Source organism: Caballeronia sp. dw_19 (assembly GCF_018449515.1).
In the GTDB taxonomy this organism is placed as follows: Bacteria; Pseudomonadota; Gammaproteobacteria; order Burkholderiales; family Burkholderiaceae; genus Caballeronia.
The window spans coordinates 39545-56070 of sequence record NZ_JAAVUQ010000047.1; the positions used below are offsets into that span (position 1 = coordinate 39545).

The 16526-nt window shown below is 59.6% G+C and carries 14 protein-coding genes and 1 riboswitch; of the genes, 13 read left to right on the forward strand and 1 reads right to left on the reverse strand.

The window, feature by feature from the left end; genetic code table 11:
* The first annotated feature begins 2 nt into the window (after nt 1–2).
* The 5 genes from HB376_RS35855 to HB376_RS35875 all read left to right on the forward strand — a co-directional run bounded on the left by HB376_RS35855 (nt 3) and on the right by HB376_RS35875 (nt 5600).
* Entirely contained in the window at nt 3–1166 is a 1164-nt protein-coding gene (locus HB376_RS35855; RefSeq protein ID WP_213768442.1) for an acyl-CoA dehydrogenase family protein, read from the forward strand.
* Nucleotides 1167–1169: 3 nt separating this feature from the next.
* Entirely contained in the window at nt 1170–2348 is a 1179-nt protein-coding gene (locus HB376_RS35860; protein ID WP_213768443.1) for a CaiB/BaiF CoA-transferase family protein, read from the forward strand.
* A 21-nt stretch (nt 2349–2369) separates the two neighbouring features.
* The gene (locus tag HB376_RS35865) at nt 2370–3746 is read left to right on the forward strand and encodes an MmgE/PrpD family protein (RefSeq protein ID WP_213768457.1); all 1377 of its coding nucleotides are present in this window, start codon (nt 2370–2372) and stop codon (nt 3744–3746) included.
* Nucleotides 3743–4540, forward strand: a complete 798-nt coding sequence (locus HB376_RS35870) for a CoA ester lyase (protein WP_213768444.1) — start codon at nt 3743–3745, stop codon at nt 4538–4540. Before HB376_RS35865 ends, HB376_RS35870 begins: the two co-directional genes overlap by 4 nt.
* Nucleotides 4541–4712: 172 nt before the next feature.
* Nucleotides 4713–5600, forward strand: a complete 888-nt coding sequence (locus HB376_RS35875; RefSeq protein ID WP_213768445.1) for a LysR family transcriptional regulator — start codon at nt 4713–4715, stop codon at nt 5598–5600.
* A 56-nt stretch (nt 5601–5656) separates the two neighbouring features.
* Here HB376_RS35875 and HB376_RS35880 read toward each other — a convergent pair whose 3' ends face one another.
* Nucleotides 5657–6871 carry a crosslink repair DNA glycosylase YcaQ family protein gene (locus tag HB376_RS35880; protein ID WP_213768446.1) on the reverse strand — a complete coding sequence of 405 codons (1215 nt, stop codon included), beginning with the start codon at nt 6869–6871 and terminating at the stop codon, nt 5657–5659.
* Nucleotides 6872–7275: 404 nt separating this feature from the next.
* On the opposite strand from HB376_RS35880, the gene HB376_RS35885 reads away from it, so the two are divergent.
* The 8 genes from HB376_RS35885 to HB376_RS35920 all read left to right on the forward strand — a co-directional run bounded on the left by HB376_RS35885 (nt 7276) and on the right by HB376_RS35920 (nt 16204).
* Nucleotides 7276–8292, forward strand: coding sequence for a porin (locus tag HB376_RS35885; protein ID WP_213768447.1), 1017 nt, complete (start codon nt 7276–7278; stop codon nt 8290–8292).
* A gap of 111 nt (nt 8293–8403) precedes the next feature.
* Entirely contained in the window at nt 8404–9123 is a 720-nt protein-coding gene (locus HB376_RS35890; RefSeq protein WP_213768448.1) for a GntR family transcriptional regulator, read from the forward strand.
* A gap of 197 nt (nt 9124–9320) precedes the next feature.
* On the forward strand, nt 9321–10388 hold the full coding sequence (locus HB376_RS35895; RefSeq protein ID WP_213768449.1) for an extracellular solute-binding protein: 1068 nt from the start codon (nt 9321–9323) through the stop codon (nt 10386–10388).
* Between the two features lie 19 nt (nt 10389–10407).
* Nucleotides 10408–11280 (forward strand): ABC transporter permease, encoded by an 873-nt coding sequence (locus HB376_RS35900; protein WP_213768450.1) that lies wholly within the window; start codon nt 10408–10410, stop codon nt 11278–11280.
* Nucleotides 11277–12149, forward strand: a complete 873-nt coding sequence (locus HB376_RS35905) for an ABC transporter permease (RefSeq protein WP_213768451.1) — start codon at nt 11277–11279, stop codon at nt 12147–12149. The genes HB376_RS35900 and HB376_RS35905 overlap by 4 nt, the downstream gene beginning before the upstream one ends.
* Nucleotides 12149–13204, forward strand: coding sequence for an ABC transporter ATP-binding protein (locus HB376_RS35910; protein ID WP_213768452.1), 1056 nt, complete (start codon nt 12149–12151; stop codon nt 13202–13204). The genes HB376_RS35905 and HB376_RS35910 overlap by 1 nt, the downstream gene beginning before the upstream one ends.
* Nucleotides 13205–13477: 273 nt before the next feature.
* Nucleotides 13478–13630: riboswitch (adenosylcobalamin (AdoCbl) riboswitch) on the forward strand.
* Nucleotides 13631–14031: 401 nt separating this feature from the next.
* On the forward strand, nt 14032–15963 hold the full coding sequence (locus HB376_RS35915; RefSeq protein WP_213768453.1) for a TonB-dependent receptor: 1932 nt from the start codon (nt 14032–14034) through the stop codon (nt 15961–15963).
* A gap of 34 nt (nt 15964–15997) precedes the next feature.
* The gene (locus HB376_RS35920; RefSeq protein WP_255631760.1) at nt 15998–16204 is read left to right on the forward strand and encodes an SAM-dependent methyltransferase; all 207 of its coding nucleotides are present in this window, start codon (nt 15998–16000) and stop codon (nt 16202–16204) included.
* The last annotated feature ends 322 nt before the right edge of the window (nt 16205–16526 follow it).

Consider the following 16526-nt stretch of genomic DNA (forward strand, 5'->3'; position numbering starts at 1 on the left):
CTATGCAGACCACTCACTCCGATCAGTTCCAGGACATTCGCGAAGCGGTTCGCGACCTGTGCCAGCAATTTTCCGGCGACTATTTTCGGAAGATCGATGAAGCGCGCGGTTATCCGGAAACCTTCGTTGATGCATTGACGAAAGCCGGTTGGCTCGCCGCGCTGATTCCGCAGGAATACGGCGGTTCGGGACTGGGCCTGACGGAAGCGTCGGTGATCATGGAGGAGATCAATCGGGCTGGCGGCAATTCCGGCGCATGCCATGGTCAGATGTACAACATGGGCACGTTGCTGCGGCATGGCTCGGCGCAACAGAAAGAACGCTACCTGCCGCAGATCGCGAGCGGCGATTTGCGCCTCCAGTCGATGGGCGTCACCGAACCGACCACCGGCACGGACACGACCAAGATCAAGACCACCGCGGAACGCCGCGGCGACCGTTACGTCATCAACGGCCAGAAGGTATGGATCTCGCGGGTGCAGCATTCCGACCTGATGATCCTGCTTGCCCGCACGACGCCGCTCGCCGATGTAAAACGCAAGTCCGAAGGCATGTCCATCTTCATCGTGGACCTGCGCGAGGCGATCGGCCATGGCATGACCGTGCAGCCGATCCTGAACATGGTCAACCACGAGACCAACGAACTCTTCTTCGACAACCTGGAGATCCCCGCTGAAAACCTGATCGGGGAGGAAGGGCAAGGGTTCAAGTACATCCTCGACGGCCTCAACGCGGAGCGCACGTTGATTGCGGCGGAATGTATTGGCGACGGCTACTGGTTCGTCGACAAGGTGACGGCCTATGCGAAAGAACGCATCGTGTTCGGACGGCCTATTGGCCAGAACCAGGGCGTGCAGTTTCCCATCGCGCGCTCGTTCGTTAACGTGGAAGCGGCAAGCTTGATGCGCTTTGAAGCGGCGCGTCGCTTCGATGCTCACGAACCCTGCGGCGCGCAAGCGAACATGGCAAAGCTGCTGGCGGCCGACGCGTCGTGGGAAGCGGCCAACGCGTGCCTGCAATTTCACGGTGGTTTCGGGTTCGCCTGTGAATACGACGTTGAACGCAAGTTTCGCGAGACGCGCTTGTATCAGGTCGCGCCCATCTCCACGAACCTGATCCTTTCGTATGTCGCCGAACATATCCTCGGTTTGCCACGGTCATTCTGAATCATGAGACCACTCGACGGCATCAAGGTCATTACGCTCGAACACGCAATTGCTGCGCCGTTCTGTACGCGTCAACTCGCCGATCTGGGCGCACGCGTGATCAAGATCGAGCGGCCAGGAACGGGGGATTTCGCACGCGGTTATGATGAACGCGTGGATGGGCTCGCGTCGCATTTCGTGTGGACGAACCGCTCGAAGGAAAGCCTGTCGCTCGATGTCAAGCAACCGGAAGCCGCGAAGATTCTCGATACTTTGGTGGCGGATGCTGACGTGCTGGTGCAAAACCTTGCGCCGGGTGCGGCGGACCGGCTCGGCCTCAGCTACGACACGCTGAGCAAGAAGTACCCGAAGCTGATTGTCTGCGACATCTCGGGCTACGGGGCCGACGGTCCGTATCGTGACAAGAAGGCGTATGACCTGCTGATCCAGAGCGAATCAGGATTCCTGTCGATTACCGGATCGCCCGGAGAACCTGCGAAAGCGGGCTGCTCGATCGCTGATATTGCCGCCGGCATGTATGCGTATTCGAACATCCTGAGCGCGCTGATCTTGCGCGGACGCACGGGCAAAGGTTGCCGCATCGACGTGTCGATGCTCGAAAGCATGGTCGAATGGATGGGTTATCCGTTGTACTACGCAATTGGTGACCAGAGTCCGCCTGCGTTATCCGGCGCGTCGCACGCGACGATCTACCCGTACGGCCCGTTCCTGGCCGGCGACGGCAAGACGGTCATGCTGGGTTTGCAGAACGAACGTGAATGGAAAGTGTTTTGCGAACGCGTGCTTGAACAGCCGTCGCTGGCCACCGATCCGCGCTTCGACGCGAACTCCAAGCGCTCGGTGTCACGCAGTATCTTGCGCGAACTGATTATCGCTGCGTTCAGCACACTGACCGCGGCCGAGGTCCTGCAACGACTCGACGCCGCGGGCATTGCCAACGCGCAGATGAATACGCTGGCCGATGTCTGGGCGCATCCGCAACTCAAGTCGCGCGATCGCTGGCGCGAAGTCGGTACATCGGCAGGACCGATTCCCGCGTTGCTGCCGCCGGGCATGCCTAACGGGTTCATGCCGCGCATGGACCCGGTTCCGGCGCTGGGCGAACACACGGACGCCATCCTGCGTGAACTCGGCTACGAAGCCTCGCAGATCCAGGCGTTGCGCGAAGCCGGCACCCTCTAAACCTTTCAGGCGATCACCATGATGACCGATCATCCCAGCCGCACGCTCGCGACCTTCGCGGCATCGCTTCAGTTCGACGATATTCCGCAGCACGTCGTGGAGCGCACGGTGAACCTGTATGTCGACTGGCTTGGGTCGGCGCTTGGCGGCAAGGGCGCGCGGCCGGTCGAAAGCATCGCATTGTTCGCGAGCATGGCGGGCGCGGCGAACGGCAACGGCCAGTCGGAAGTGCTGATCGACCGCACGCGCGCGACGCCGTATTTCGCCGCGATGGTGAATGCGGCCGCCTCACATTTCGTGGAACAGGACGACGTGCATAACGGCTCCGTGTTTCATCCGGCGACGGTCGTATTTCCCGTCGCGCTGGCGTTGGCGCAGGCCGCGCACGCGTCGGGCCGGGACTTTATCGTGGCGGTGGTGGCCGGGTACGAGGTGGGGATTCGCATCGGCGAATTTCTTGGGCGCTCGCACTACAAGGTCTTTCATACGACCGGGACGGCCGGAACCGTGGCGGCGGCTGCCACCGCGGGACGGATGCTGGGTTTAACGCCGGTGCAGATGCTCGACGCGTTTGGTTCGGCCGGTACGCAGGCCAGCGGGCTGTGGGAGTTCTTGCGCGATGCCGCCGATTCCAAACAGCTTCACACGGCCATGGCGGCCGCCAACGGCCTGATGGGAGCCGCTCTTGCCGCCGACGGCTTCAAGGGCGCCACGCGCATCCTGGAGGGCGAGAAGGGCATGGCGGCAGGCATGTCCACGGACGCCGACCCGTCTCGCCTCACCGACCGCCTGGGCGAACGCTGGGCGCTGACCGAAACCTCGTTCAAGTACCACGCTGCTTGCCGCCATACTCATCCCGCCGCCGATGCGTTGCTCGCAGTGATGGCGGAGCATGGTCTCAAGCCGCAAGACATCGAGCGCGTGACGGCGTGGGTGCATCAGGGGGCAATCGATGTGCTTGGCGCCGTGACCGTGCCCACGACGGTTCATCAGGCGAAGTTCAACATGGGTACGGTGCTGGCGCTCGTCGCTTATCACGGTTATGCGGGCGTGACGGAGTTCGAGGAAGGCTACGCCGCTACAAAGGTCGCCGCTTTTCGCGACAAGGTAGAAATGGTCTTCGACGAAGAAGTTGACCTTGCCTATCCCGCCCGCTGGATCGGCAAGGTGACGGTCCACACGCGCGATGGCCGCGAACTGACGGGGCGGGTCGATGAACCGAAGGGCGACCCCGGCAACACGCTCTCACGCGAAGAGATCACCATGAAGTTTCGGCGGCTTGCCGCCTTTTCGGGCGCGGCGTCGGACGAAGACGCATCGCGTTTGCTCGACGCCGCGTGGGGCATTGCATCGGAGACACGCATCGGTTCGCTCTTTGAAGCGGATGTGCGGGCATGAGCGAGCGTTCTTATCTGTTCGTCCCGGGCAATCGTTCCGAACGTTTCGAAAAGGCCCGCGCGAGCGGCGCCGACGCCGTGATCTTCGATCTGGAAGATGCGGTCCAGCCGCAAGAAAAGTCATCCGTTCTTGATGCAGTGCTCGGGCACATGGACGCAGCCCGTCCCGCTTTCGTACGGATCAATGCAGCGGATACCGAGTGGTTTGCCAACGATGCAGCGGCGATCGCGAATCATCCGGGCGTGGCGGGTATCGTGTTGCCGAAGGCTGAAACGTGCGAGCAGATAGAGACAGTGCTGGCGCATGCGCATCCATCGCTGACGATTCTGCCAATCGTGGAAACCGCCCGGGGATTCGCAAACCTTACGCTGCTATGCGGGGCTCCGCGGGTACGACGCATCGTGTTCGGCACACTGGATTTTCAGATCGACTTGAACGTGGAGGGCGACGGCGAGGAACTCGATATGTTCCGCTCGCAGATCGTGCTCGCGTCGCGGCTGGCCGGCTTGGCCATGCCGGTCGATGGTGTCTCGACCCTGCTGGACGATCCTGTCACCATTGAGGCTGAAGCACGGCGGGGCCGTCGTTTTGGCTTCGGCGCGAAGCTCTGCATTCATCCGAAGCAGATCGACGCTGTGCATCGCGCATATGCATGGACGGCTGCGGAGCTGGCCTGGGCCGGGCGTGTGCTGGAGGCGGTGGAAGCAAGCGGCGGTGCGGCGGTGGCTGTGGACGGGAAGATGGTCGATATGCCGGTGATCCTGAAAGCACGGCGAATGGTGGGCGCGCGCTGAACAACGTTTAAAAAAGGCGTACGGCGCCTTGACAGTTTCAAGGCTTCAACTCTGACAGAGCGCGCGGCGCGGTGGAATCCGGCATTGTTGAAGATGCGCTTCATGGTCCGTTAAGATTGCGGTTTCGGTTCATTTCCGCCACCGCTATCTGCCACCTCAAGCCGCCACCGACATGCATTTCGATTTCGTCGATCTGACGCTCATTGTCAATCTGGCCGACACCAGGAACCTCGCACGAGCCGCCGAGCGCTGCCATATCTCGCCTCCCGCGGCGAGCAACCGTATCAAGAACCTTGAAGAGCAACTGGGTTTCAAGCTGCTGTACCGGACCAGCCAGGGCATGACGCTGACACCGGCGGGCGAGGCATTCGTGCATCACGCGCGCCTGGTGCAAGAGCGCGTGGAGCATCTGGCCGGTGACATGCAGGAGTATGGCGAGGGCATCAAGGGGCATGTACGCATCTGGGCCAACACCACCGCGATCAGCGAATTCCTGCCTTCAGTACTGAGCGCTTTCCTGCGCGATCATCCGGATATCAATATCGACTTGCGCGAAGTGCTGAGCGGCGAGATCGTCAAGGGCGTGGCGGAGAGTGCGACGGACATAGGTATCGTGGCGGGCAATGTGCGCGCCGATCACCTGGAGATGTTGCCGTATCGCGATGACCGGCTGGTGCTGGTGACGTCGCTGGAACATCCGCTGGCGGCTGAGGAATCGGTCGACTTCACCCGTACGCTGAACGACAACTTCGTCGGACTGCCAACGACCAGCGCAATCCATGCGTTCATTGTCACTGCCGCGAACGCACTGGGCGCGCGCCTGAAACTGCGCATTCAGGTAGGCAATTTTGAAGCTGCATGCCGGATGATCGAACTGGGTGTTGGCATTGGCATCGTTCCCGAATCGGTGGCGAAACGCCACGGCAAGACCTTGAATATTCGCATGATCCGCCTCAACGACCCGTGGGCCGAACGCAAGCTCAAGATCTGCGTACGCAGCATGAAAGACCTGCCGCCGCTTGCACGGGCGCTGGTGGACCGGCTGACAAGCGCTGTGTGAGACGGCGAGGGCCGCTTTTCATACAATGGATACCCGGGAACACGTTGATCCGACGTTCACGACACGCCGGTCAACGCAGCAGCGAGCGTTGCGGGAACGCCCGGGCCGGCCGCTAGCTGCGGTGTCTTATGCCAGTCCGCACAACGCTGCAGCGCGCGGCGCAGGTCGGCCGTCAAGCCTGTGCCCACGCGCACGCCCGGTTCGATATGCAGCGACTTGAGCTCGAAAATACCTTGTGTACGATGCGCCTTCGCGTCGACCCGTCCAATCAGACGCCCACGATGCAAGATAGGGAGTGCGAAGTAACCGTACTTGCGCTTTGCGGCTGGCGTATAACATTCGATCGCGTAGTCGAACCCAAACAACGTGCTCGCGCGCTTGCGGTCCCATACGACGGGATCGAACGGCGACAGTACCGTGGTCACCGTGGAAGCCAGGCGGCCGGCGACCACATCGTCCAGCTTGTCCGCGAGGTCGCGGTGCACGAAGGCATCTGCCTTCCAGTCGTCGACTCGCACGGGTATCAACTCACCGGCATCGGCCAGTTCATGAAGCGCTGAGGTGTATGGACGGCGCGGCATGCGGTAATAGTCCGCTACCCAGTCGGCACGAGTAATACCCAGCGCCCGGCAAGCGCGCTTGAGCAGTTCCTGCGGAACCGCTTCGGCGGGCGGTAGATCGCGCGCGTCATTCCAATCCGGCAGCACGCGCTCGGTCACATCATAAATCCGATGGAAATTGCGCCGTTCCGCGACCATCAGTTCGCCGGTCGCGAACAGCACTTCCAGGTGACGTTTCTCGGGTTTCCAATCCCACCAGCCGCTGCCATTGCCGCCTTCGCGAGCAAAGTCCGCCGAGCGAATCGGGCCGGTCGCCCGAATGCGCTCGAGCAGGCGCTCGATGTCATCGCGATGTTTTGCATGCCAGTCTGCCGCGTATTTCCAGCCCATCCCGACAGGATCAAGCATTCGATGACGCAACAGACCATAGTCTTCTATCGGCACAAGGCAGGCCTCGTGCGACCAGTATTCGAACAGGGAACCCTCGGCCAGATGCTCGTCGAGCCATTGCGGCTGATAGTCGCCAAGGCGGCTGAATAACACAAGATAAGGACTGCGAGCGACCACGTGGATGGTATCGATCTGTAACTGTGCCATGCGGCGGATTGCGTCAAGCACGTCTGTTTTTGTCGCCTTGCGGCGCGGCGGCGCAAGCAGGCCTTGGGCTATCAGATGCAGGGTACGGGCGGCCGACAGGGGGATTGTCTTCATGCGGTGGGCTCATGAGCGGAGGCACTTTGGCCGGATACGTTACCAGAGGACCTGCTTGATCGTGTGGCGGGGGCGGGATGACGAACTGCCGTTGTCAGGATCAGGAAACATCCCGAAGTCCGGGCTCACCTTTCAATCTCGAAAGGACCGCGCGAGCGCCAGGGACGCCGAAGGTTCGAACGTGAAAGGAAGTCATTCAGCGCCGCACGGCGCCTTTGGTCCCGCATACGCACCCGTGCCCTCGCCGTCATCTAAGCATTTTCCCCTACGTGCAAATCGCTTGACTACGAAAAAATGGCAACCTACATTTTGATCCTGTTCATACATGTACTTTTTGGAACGAATAGGTAGGTCAGCTTGTTCACTGCCGTTGCACGTCCACTATTTTTATTACCGGGGGGTATATGAAGCTGGGTCGATACGCTGCATGTGCAGCGTTGTTGTCGTGTAGTTACGCTCATGCGGATTCTGGCGTGACACTTTACGGTATCGTGGATGAATTCTTTCAGTATGTGAATACTGGCAATCACTACACCGCCGCCGTCGGATCAAGTTCCGAATGGGCCAGTCGTTTTGGATTAAAAGGCTCCGAGGATATTGGTGACGGCAATAAGGTCAACTTCCAGCTCGAGAACGGTTTTAATCCGAATGACGGCACGTTCGCTTCCACGGGACAGATGTTCAACCGGCAGGCGTGGGTGGGTTTATCGGGTAACTGGGGTGAAGTGAGACTGGGCCGCCAAAACTCGCCCGTCTTTTACGACCAGGGTTATCTGGATGCATTTGGCGCCGCGACCCAGGCGTCCGGATTCAGTAACTTGATGACCTACGTCGTGCGCACAAGTAATACCGTGTCGTATCAGTCACCGGTCATAGGAGGCTTGCAGGCGGGCGTATATGCTGGTTTTGGCGATGCCGGCGGATTGCGCTCGGCGGGTTCGAGTTATCAGGCCGACCTCCAGTACAACAGCGGCCCGATCGCGGCTACCGTGGCATGGCAAGCCGTGAAGAACGCCACCAACTCCTCGACCGATACCGCTGTTGAGGCCGGCGCTTCGTACACCATCCAGAAGGCGACGATTTACGCCGGTTATGCGGCCAGCAGATGGACGGACATTAATCTGAATGTCGACGTTTATGGTGTTTCCGGTAAATATCAATTCACGCCGTCCGTATTTGTTTCGTTAGGCTATACCGCGTTGCATGATAAAACCGCTGCCGCCAATAATGCGAACCAGATTGCCGCACTGGCTCAATATGATCTATCTAAAAGTACCAGCGTATACGGCACGATTTCTTATCTGACCAATCACAATCAGGCGTCGTATACGTTGGCTGGATCAGCGAATTCAGGTTTACCGCTGGCTAATCCCGGCGCCAATCCGCACGGCATCTCGATTGGTATGTTCCATAAGTTCTAGATTTCATGTTTGGCAAGACGCATGAAAACATGTTCATACATGTCCGCATAAACTTATTTCCTTTCTTTCGGCGCTCAGGACAGAAAGGTCACCACGATCGGGGGCGCTGCAATGAAAAAACGTTCGAACAATGTGGGCGCCTCAAAAGCGGAAATGGTCGCCGCGACGATCCAGGACGAGATCTTGACCGGGCGCTTGCCGTACGGCGTCCTGCTGGAAAGCGAGAGTGAGTTGGTGCAGCGGTTCTCGGTCAGCCGAAACACGGTTCGCAAGGGTCTTGAGGAACTGATGAATACGGGCCTGATTACCCGCAAGGTCGGCGTGGGTTCGTTTGTCACTTACAACGGTCAGACGCTGGATAGTGCGCTGGGCTGGTCAAAGGCGCTCGAAACGGCGGACGGCGGTGCTCAAACCCGGTTGCTGCAAATCCGGGTGATCCAGGATGAAAAGCTCGCCGTTCAACTCGCGCTGCAACAGCCTGCATTTATCGCAGTGGACCGGTTGCGGGTGTTGGCGGACTCGGAGCGACCGATCTCGCTCGAACTCAGCCGGATTCCGTTCTCCGACCGGCTGGCGGACCTGCCGTTGCAGGGGTTGATCGGCGGCTCCTTGAACCAGACCTTGATCGAATACGGCATGGCTGCGGATCACGGCGAAGAATGGGCGGAGGTGATCGGGCTCGAACAAGCCGACGCCGACATCCTGAAGCACCCGCCGGGCAAGTCGTTCCTGCGCACCCGTCGTCTCACGCGTGACAAGAACGGCAACCCGGTCGAATACGTCGTCAGTCTGCTCGATCCCGCCTATTTTGGATTGCACCTGGAGTTTTGAACGTGCCTTGGGGCGGGCGAGCAAGGACAGATGGATTGACCGCCCATTGTGTCGCTTCCATGCGGCCGTTGCTGATGCGCTAAGAGGCGCCCACCTGGGAAAGATCACCGCGCTTGATGATTCACTAAGTTGTATTAACTAGTTACTGCCGCAGCCTGTGCTGCTTGAGTTCAACTTGATTGCCGGGAGTCCATGAAATGGCATTGATCGATAAAATATTTAAACGGGCGTTGACGTGCGTGATGGCAACGGCCGCCCTGGCTTCGTTCGCGGCTCATGCCGAAGATGTCCACGTGCTGAACTGGAAGGGGTATGGCACGGATGAACCCTGGGCGCTCAAGGAGTTCGAAGCGAAGACCGGGTATCACGTGGTCAACGACTTCTTCAACTCCGAGCAGGAAATGCTCACCAAGCTGCGCACCAACCCGGGCGCGTACGACGTGGTGATGGTCAACAGCGCGTTCAACCAGCAAGCACGCGAACAAAACCTGCTTCAGCCTATCGATGTAACGGGGATGTCGAACGTCGCCGACCTGAACCCCAAGATGCGCCATTCGCATTTGCTCGAGATTGGCGGCCAGAGCTACGGCATTCCGTGGGTGTGGGGCGTGACGTCGTTTGCTGTCAACGACACAAAGGTCCATCCGGTTCCGGACACCATCCAGGCGCTGTGGGACCCGGCGTACAAAGGCCATGTCGGCATGCGTGACGACGCAATCGAAGCGGTCCAGTTCGCAGCGCTCGCAACGGGCCAGAATATCAACGACATCAAGAATCTCGATGCCGTCAAGGACAAGCTCAAGGCGCTGACCGGGCAACTGAAAACGTTCTGGAGTTCAGAGAACGACTGGAACCAGTATGTGGCGTCGGGGGTGTTTTACATCTCCACGTATTGGAGCGGATCAGCCGCACGCGCGCGCAACAAGTTCAACCTGCCGGTCACCTTCGTGATCCCGAAGGAAGGGGCGATCGGCTGGCTGGATTCCCTGTCGATTCCCAAGGGCGCGCATAACGTCGCCGGCGCGAAAGCCTTCATCAACTACATGATCGATCCTGGTTTCTACACGCAGTGGGATTCCCGTGTCGGCGCGCCGGTCTCGGCCAACGTCAAGGCAGTTGCAGCGTTGCCGGCCGACGCGTTCAACCGTGCGGTGCTGGCGAATCCGGCGGTGCAGTCGCGGATCCAGTTCCAGGAGCCGATCACCGACGACAAGCGCAAGGCTTACCTGCAGTTATGGCAGGAAATCAAGGCCCAGGCCGACTGACGACGTTCAAGGAAGTGCCATGAAATTTGCCCTCAGTTCGCCGCAAGGCCGACCGCTGGTTCGCGCCATGACGCTGGCCGGACCCGCCTACGTATGGCTCCTGCTAGCGGTGTTCCTGCCTTTGTCGGTCATGCTGTTCTACAGCTTCATGTCCGACGTGCCGACGAGCGGCGGCAACTGGTCGCTGACGTTCCAGAACTACCTGACGTTCTTCGATGAACCGCTGTATCGGAAGCTGATGGTGCGTTCGCTTGGACTCAGCGCCCAGGTCACGCTGATCTGCACGGTGCTCGGTTTTCCGTGCGCCTTCATGCTCGCGAAGGTAATACGCGGACGCACGCGTGAAGCGCTGTTCCTGCTGATCATCCTGCCGTTCTGGAGCAACGGGCTGGTGCGGATATTCTCCTGGAACATGGTACTGCGCAGTGGCGGACTGGTGGACTGGGTGCTTAATCATCTCTGGCCGTGGACAGTCAGCACCGACCTGATGTTCTCTTATCCGGCAATCGTGATCGGACTGGTGCATTCCTACTTGCCGTATTCGGTGCTGACTGCCTATTTGAGCCTGCAGGCTATTGACGACTCCCTGATCGAAGCGGCTCGTTCAATGGGCGCGGGACGCATGACTATCCTGCGTAGGCTGATCCTGCCGCTCGCGATGCCCGGCATGCTGGCGGGCGCCGTGTTGACCTTCGTGCCCGTAGTGGGGGCGTTCATGGAACCGCGGTTGCTCGGCGGGCGCAAGGGCACGTTCATCGGCACGGTCATCGAGGACCAGTTCGTTGCCGTATTCAACTGGCCGCTGGGCGCTGCATTGTCGTTCACGCTGCTGGCCCTCGTGCTGGCAATCCTGTTCGCCGGCATGCGGCTCTCGCGGAGGAAGGACAAATGAAGCAGGACAACACCATCGGGTCAATCAAGCTGGACACGCCGGCTGCCTCCAACGCGCCGCATACACCGCGTCGCAGGACGTGGACCGTGGGTGCATCGCTTGGCGTGATCGGCTACGGGTACGTCGTGGTCATGATTGGCTTTCTATATTTGCCGATCCTGGTCATGGCGTTGATGTCGGCTAACGCGTCGCCGCTTTATGAGTTGCCGTTTCATTTCACCACGCACTGGTATCAGGCGCTCGCCGAGGACGGCGTGCTGAAGGCGGCGGCGTTCCGGAGCATCGAGATCGCGCTGTGGACCACGTTGTTGTCCACCATTCTCGGCGTGATGGCGTCGTTGGCATTCTTTCGATACGACTTCGCGGGCAAGCGCTTCCTGCAAGCCATGCTGTTCCCGCCGATGGCGATCCCCTGGCTGATCACGGGTACCGCGATGCTGATTTTCTTCTTCGCGATCGGTATCGGGCGGGGCTTGCACGCCATCCTGCTCGGTCACGTGGCGCTCGCGTTGCCCTACGTGATCATCGTGGTCGGCGCGCGCTTGCGCACGTTCTCACCTGAACTGGAACTGGCCGCCCGTTCGCTTGGCGCGAGCGGCTGGCAGATCACGTGGCGCGTGACCTTGCCCGCGATTGCACCTGGCGTGGTGGCGGGGGCCTTGTTTGCATTCGCCGTGTCGTTCGATCAGTTCGTGGTGTCGTACTTTCTGTCCGACCCGGGCGAGACCACGCTGCCGGTCGAAATATATAGCGCGATCCGCAAGGGCTTTACGCCCGAGATCAACGCAATTTCAACCATCATCATTGTCGTGTCGATGGGCACGATGTTGATCGTGTCACGGCTGTATCGATTTGGTGGAGAGCAATAATGGCCGAAGTCAATGTAATCGGAGTATCCAAGCAGTACGGCGAATCACGCGCGCTGGACGACGTATCCATCCGTTTCGCGGAGGGCGGGCTCTATGGGCTGCTCGGACCGTCAGGCAGCGGCAAGACAACGCTCCTGCGCATGATTGCCGGCTTCGTGTTCCCGGACAGCGGGCAGATTCGCATCGACGATCAGCCGGTCGAACGCTTGCCCGTGGAGCGGCGGGAGATCGGCATGGTGTTCCAGAACTATGCGTTGTTCCCAAATATGAATGTGGCCGACAACGTCGCATTCGGGTTGTCCGTGAGGCATGTGGACAAGAAGGAGATCAAGCGCCGGGTGGGGGAGGTGCTGGATCTCGTGCAACTCGGCAGCCTGCACGCACGCGGGATCAATCAATTGTCGGGCGGGCAGCGCCAGCGCGTCGCACTGGCGCGCGCCATTGTGACGCGTCCTCGCGTGTTGCTGCTCGACGAACCGCTGAGCGCGCTGGACAAATCTTTGCGAGTGGACATGCAGGTCGAATTGCGCCGCATCCAGCGCGATGTCGCGATCACGACCGTATTCGTCACGCACGACCAGGAAGAAGCGCTTACGTTGAGTGATCGTGTAGGTATCCTGCGCGATGGGCGATTGATCCAGGAAGGGACCGCACGCGAACTCTACGATCAACCGGCCAGCGAGTTCGCCGCCACTTTTCTCGGCGATGCCAACATTCTCAACGGTCGACTGGAGACCGGGGGCATGCGCATTAACGATGGCAGTTTGATTCGTTTCGGATCGCGCTCCACTGTATCTGGTCAGACAAAGTGTGCAGTACGTCCCGAGAAAATCGCGCTCCAACGTGCAACGGGCGCGGCCGCGCCGAGCGCGCATAACCGGCTGACGGCACAGGTTGCCCATCACGTCTTTGCCGGTGTGAATACAACCTATATGCTCGACTGGTGCGGGCAGCGGCTCAAGGTCCATGTGCAAAACTCGGGCGAGGACCTGATCCCGGTCGGCTCGCAAGTGACGTTGAGTTGGTCGCCCGACAGCACGATCCTGGTCCACTAAGGAGCTTTCAAGATCCGCATACCCTCTGGCGCGGGGCAGGGGATAGTAATTCCGTTCGTCCTGGGTCTAGTCCGGGAGATCAGGCACATGTCGGATCGGAGGTGGCGTGCTCAGAGCGCCACCCCCGACCGTCTTCAACGTGATTGCACTCAATACGCAAATATTCCGAAAGGTCGCTGGCGATAACCAGCATGCATGAATCTCGTGCTGCCAAGGGCACCCGCACCGCCGGTTATTCAATAACCCCGACTTGATAGTGTCGACGGGGATTCGGAAGTAAAATGCGCGCATACGACTCGTGGAAGCTGGTGTAAATCCAGCACGGTCGCGCCACTGTGACCGGTTTCAACACAAACCGGAAGTCAGACCTCGGCGTCGTATACCTCTTTTCTGACTTTGGGGCGCGCACTCCCCGGGAGACAATCCACATGACCGATGACCGATGACCGATACTGCCCGCGATCCTGGCTTACAGCCAGAGGGGCATCCCCTCGATTGGCCCGCTTAGACCCACATAGACCGGCATAGGTGAATTCGGCTGCCCGCTTGAGGCGTGACGATTGCGCAGGCGAGGTGGGCATCAGCCGTTCGCCAGGACCAGCACCCGAGACATGGGCGCATCTGCCGCGCGAGAGAACTCACCGCCACTTAAAAGTGCCTTGGCCGCTGCGTGTCATCGTGGGTTGATCTCGTCTATCGCATGGACGGCAGGGCGGTGACGTCTCCAGAGAGGCCCGCGTTTCGTCATTGCCGCCATCCGAAATCGACATGCTGCGTTTGCGCTCGCAGCACGTCGTCCAATCTTCCAATAAAAAGGTTTTCCCCGTATGAAGTTCCGTCATTTCATCCTCACCTCTGCGCTGACGGTTTCGGCATGGCAGGTCGCACAGGCCGCGGACGACTCGTCGTTTCCGCAACCGGAGCAGCTTCCGGATGCAGCCACGCTGCCGAATATTCTCGTCACCGGCGACACGCAGCACCTGCCGCAATCGTTCGATCAACGCTATGCGTCGACGCAGGTCCTGACCCGCGCGGATCTCGACCGTTTGTCGCTGAGTGACCCGAGCATCACGCAAGCCCTCGCCACGTTGCCAGGCGTCACTATTTCACAAAACGGCGGCCCAGGATCTTCTGCTGCCGTCAGCATTCGTGGATCATCGGGAAGTCAGGTTGCGGTGTTCATAGATGGTATCCGCGTTGGTTCTGCGACTACAGGTCAGGCCGAGTGGGCCGACCTTCCGACCTCCGCCTTTGACCGTGTCGAAGTGATCTCAGGACCGGCGGCCGCTTCATTCGGTGCGGACGCGGTGGGCGGCGTCGTGCAACTCTTCACGAACCGCGCGGCCAATCAACCTAACCAGACTACGATTTCAACAGGCGGTGGTTCGAACAAAACGTTCGATACACAGATCCGCACTTTAGGCAGTATTTCGTCCACGGGTCCGCTCGCGGCACTGGCCGGACTGACCTACGCGCTGGGCCTGCATGACTACAATACCGCTGGAATCGATGCGACCCAGCCCGGGGCTTACGGGCACGAGGATGGCCGCAACCCGTACCATGCTCAGGACGTGGATGCGCGTTTAGGCTATGCGCATGACAACTGGTCGATCTCCACATTCGCGCTTTATCACCGGTCCGATCTGTTCTACGACAATGCCGGCGGCGATAACCGGCAGCTTGATCATCAACTGACGACCGGCGTTGCGTTTCATCTGGACATCACGCCGTTCACGCAGTTTGATCAGTCGTTGGGCTATTCCACGGATCGACAGTTCCTCTATGCGAACAACCCGGCCATCCCGACCGATGAGATCGACTCGACGCGCTTAAACACGTCGACCTCGCTGACCCATCAGGAGCGTGGTCAAACGCTCTTCAGTCTGCCGCTGTCCGGTGAAACCAAGCTCGCCTACGACTTCACCCGCGAGCAAGCCTTCCTGCCGGTCGACATCCCCACGGGCGTGCCGACGCGCAACGATTCAGCCGTCTCGCTCCATCAATCAGTCACGCTCGGCGCGTTGACGGTGTTCCTGGCGGGACGCCACGAGATCATCCAGGGCCGGTCGATCAATACCGGTAATGTTGCCGTCGCTTACGCAATTACCCCGGTTTATACGGCACGCATTTCGTATGGCAACGCATTCCGCCTGCCGACTTTTAACGACCTGTACTACCCGGGTTACGCGAACCCGAACCTCCAGCCTGAGCGCAGCGATACGGTCGAGGCAGCGCTTGATGCGGCCACGTCGTTCGGCACCTTCACGGCCGCTGTTTATGACACCCGCGTGCATGACCTCATCACTTACGACTCGGTGACATTTCTCCCCGTGAATGTAGGCCGCGCGCATATTCAGGGCATCGACCTGTCGTATAAGGGCACGCTTGGCAAATCGACACCGGTCAGTCTCGCGATCGGCATTTTGAATCCGCAGGATGTGACCGACCAGACGTGGCTCAACCGCCGTCCGCGTCAGACCGTCAGCCTGAACATCGATCACACATGGGACGAGTTTCACCTGCACGCGCTGAGCACGGGCATCTCCTTGCTTTATGGAGGATCGACCTACGACGACCAGTTCAACGCGACGTATCTGCCGTCGTACACAACCGTTGGGCTGCGTGCCGCGTACAAGGTCAATTCGCATCTCACTGTGTCCGCCAATCTGTCCAACCTCTTTAACCGGCAGTACGTCACCGCATACGGTTACAACACGTTGGGCCGGACGGCATTCGGCAAGCTCGCCTACACTTTCTAACTACTTGTCGCATGAACCCTGGCGAGTCACATCTGTGAAGCGAATTCTGATCATTGGCATTGGCGCCGGCAACCCCGACTATGTGACGATACAGGCGGTCAACGCGCTCAACGAAGTCGATGTCTTCTTCGTGATGGAGAAGGGCATCGTCAAGGAAAAGCTGATCGCGTTGCGAAAGGAAATTTGCAGGCGTTTCATCAAAGGCAATGACTATCGCTTCGCTGAATTATCTCAGACTTGATTGCGACCAACGGGATACGAAGCTATGTGCCTACTATGAGGCGCTCGGTTTCACACGGGTGGCAACCAAACCCATACCGGAGCTTGGTGAGCATGTTGCGTCTTTATGCGAGAGATTGGCGAGCTTGATCTAGCTGAGTCGGTCGAGTTCGCGCATATTCAACGTCACCAGGTCGGTTGGCTGCATGGCGAGCTCCCATCGTTGGATCGGAAGCTCCCAGCATCGCACCAGCACCAAAACACGACATTCCTATCTTGCTCAAACACGACATTAGGATATTGCTGCTACATCTGACAGAATGTCGAGGCCAGATTCAGATGTA

What these genes read in the sequence shown, in the direction of transcription:
- HB376_RS35875 (WP_213768445.1), top strand. Translation starts at nt 4,713, where the DNA reads ATGCATTTCGATTTCGTCGATCTGACGCTCATTGTCAATCTGGCCGAC.
- HB376_RS35855 (WP_213768442.1), top strand. Translation starts at nt 3, where the DNA reads ATGCAGACCACTCACTCCGATCAGTTCCAGGACATTCGCGAAGCGGTT.
- HB376_RS35915 (WP_213768453.1), top strand. Translation starts at nt 14,032, where the DNA reads ATGAAGTTCCGTCATTTCATCCTCACCTCTGCGCTGACGGTTTCGGCA.
- HB376_RS35880 (WP_213768446.1), bottom strand. Translation starts at nt 6,871, where the DNA reads ATGAAGACAATCCCCCTGTCGGCCGCCCGTACCCTGCATCTGATAGCC.
- HB376_RS35865 (WP_213768457.1), top strand. Translation starts at nt 2,370, where the DNA reads ATGACCGATCATCCCAGCCGCACGCTCGCGACCTTCGCGGCATCGCTT.
- HB376_RS35870 (WP_213768444.1), top strand. Translation starts at nt 3,743, where the DNA reads ATGAGCGAGCGTTCTTATCTGTTCGTCCCGGGCAATCGTTCCGAACGT.
- HB376_RS35860 (WP_213768443.1), top strand. Translation starts at nt 1,170, where the DNA reads ATGAGACCACTCGACGGCATCAAGGTCATTACGCTCGAACACGCAATT.
- HB376_RS35900 (WP_213768450.1), top strand. Translation starts at nt 10,408, where the DNA reads ATGAAATTTGCCCTCAGTTCGCCGCAAGGCCGACCGCTGGTTCGCGCC.
- HB376_RS35885 (WP_213768447.1), top strand. Translation starts at nt 7,276, where the DNA reads ATGAAGCTGGGTCGATACGCTGCATGTGCAGCGTTGTTGTCGTGTAGT.
- HB376_RS35890 (WP_213768448.1), top strand. Translation starts at nt 8,404, where the DNA reads ATGAAAAAACGTTCGAACAATGTGGGCGCCTCAAAAGCGGAAATGGTC.
- HB376_RS35905 (WP_213768451.1), top strand. Translation starts at nt 11,277, where the DNA reads ATGAAGCAGGACAACACCATCGGGTCAATCAAGCTGGACACGCCGGCT.
- HB376_RS35895 (WP_213768449.1), top strand. Translation starts at nt 9,321, where the DNA reads ATGGCATTGATCGATAAAATATTTAAACGGGCGTTGACGTGCGTGATG.
- HB376_RS35910 (WP_213768452.1), top strand. Translation starts at nt 12,149, where the DNA reads ATGGCCGAAGTCAATGTAATCGGAGTATCCAAGCAGTACGGCGAATCA.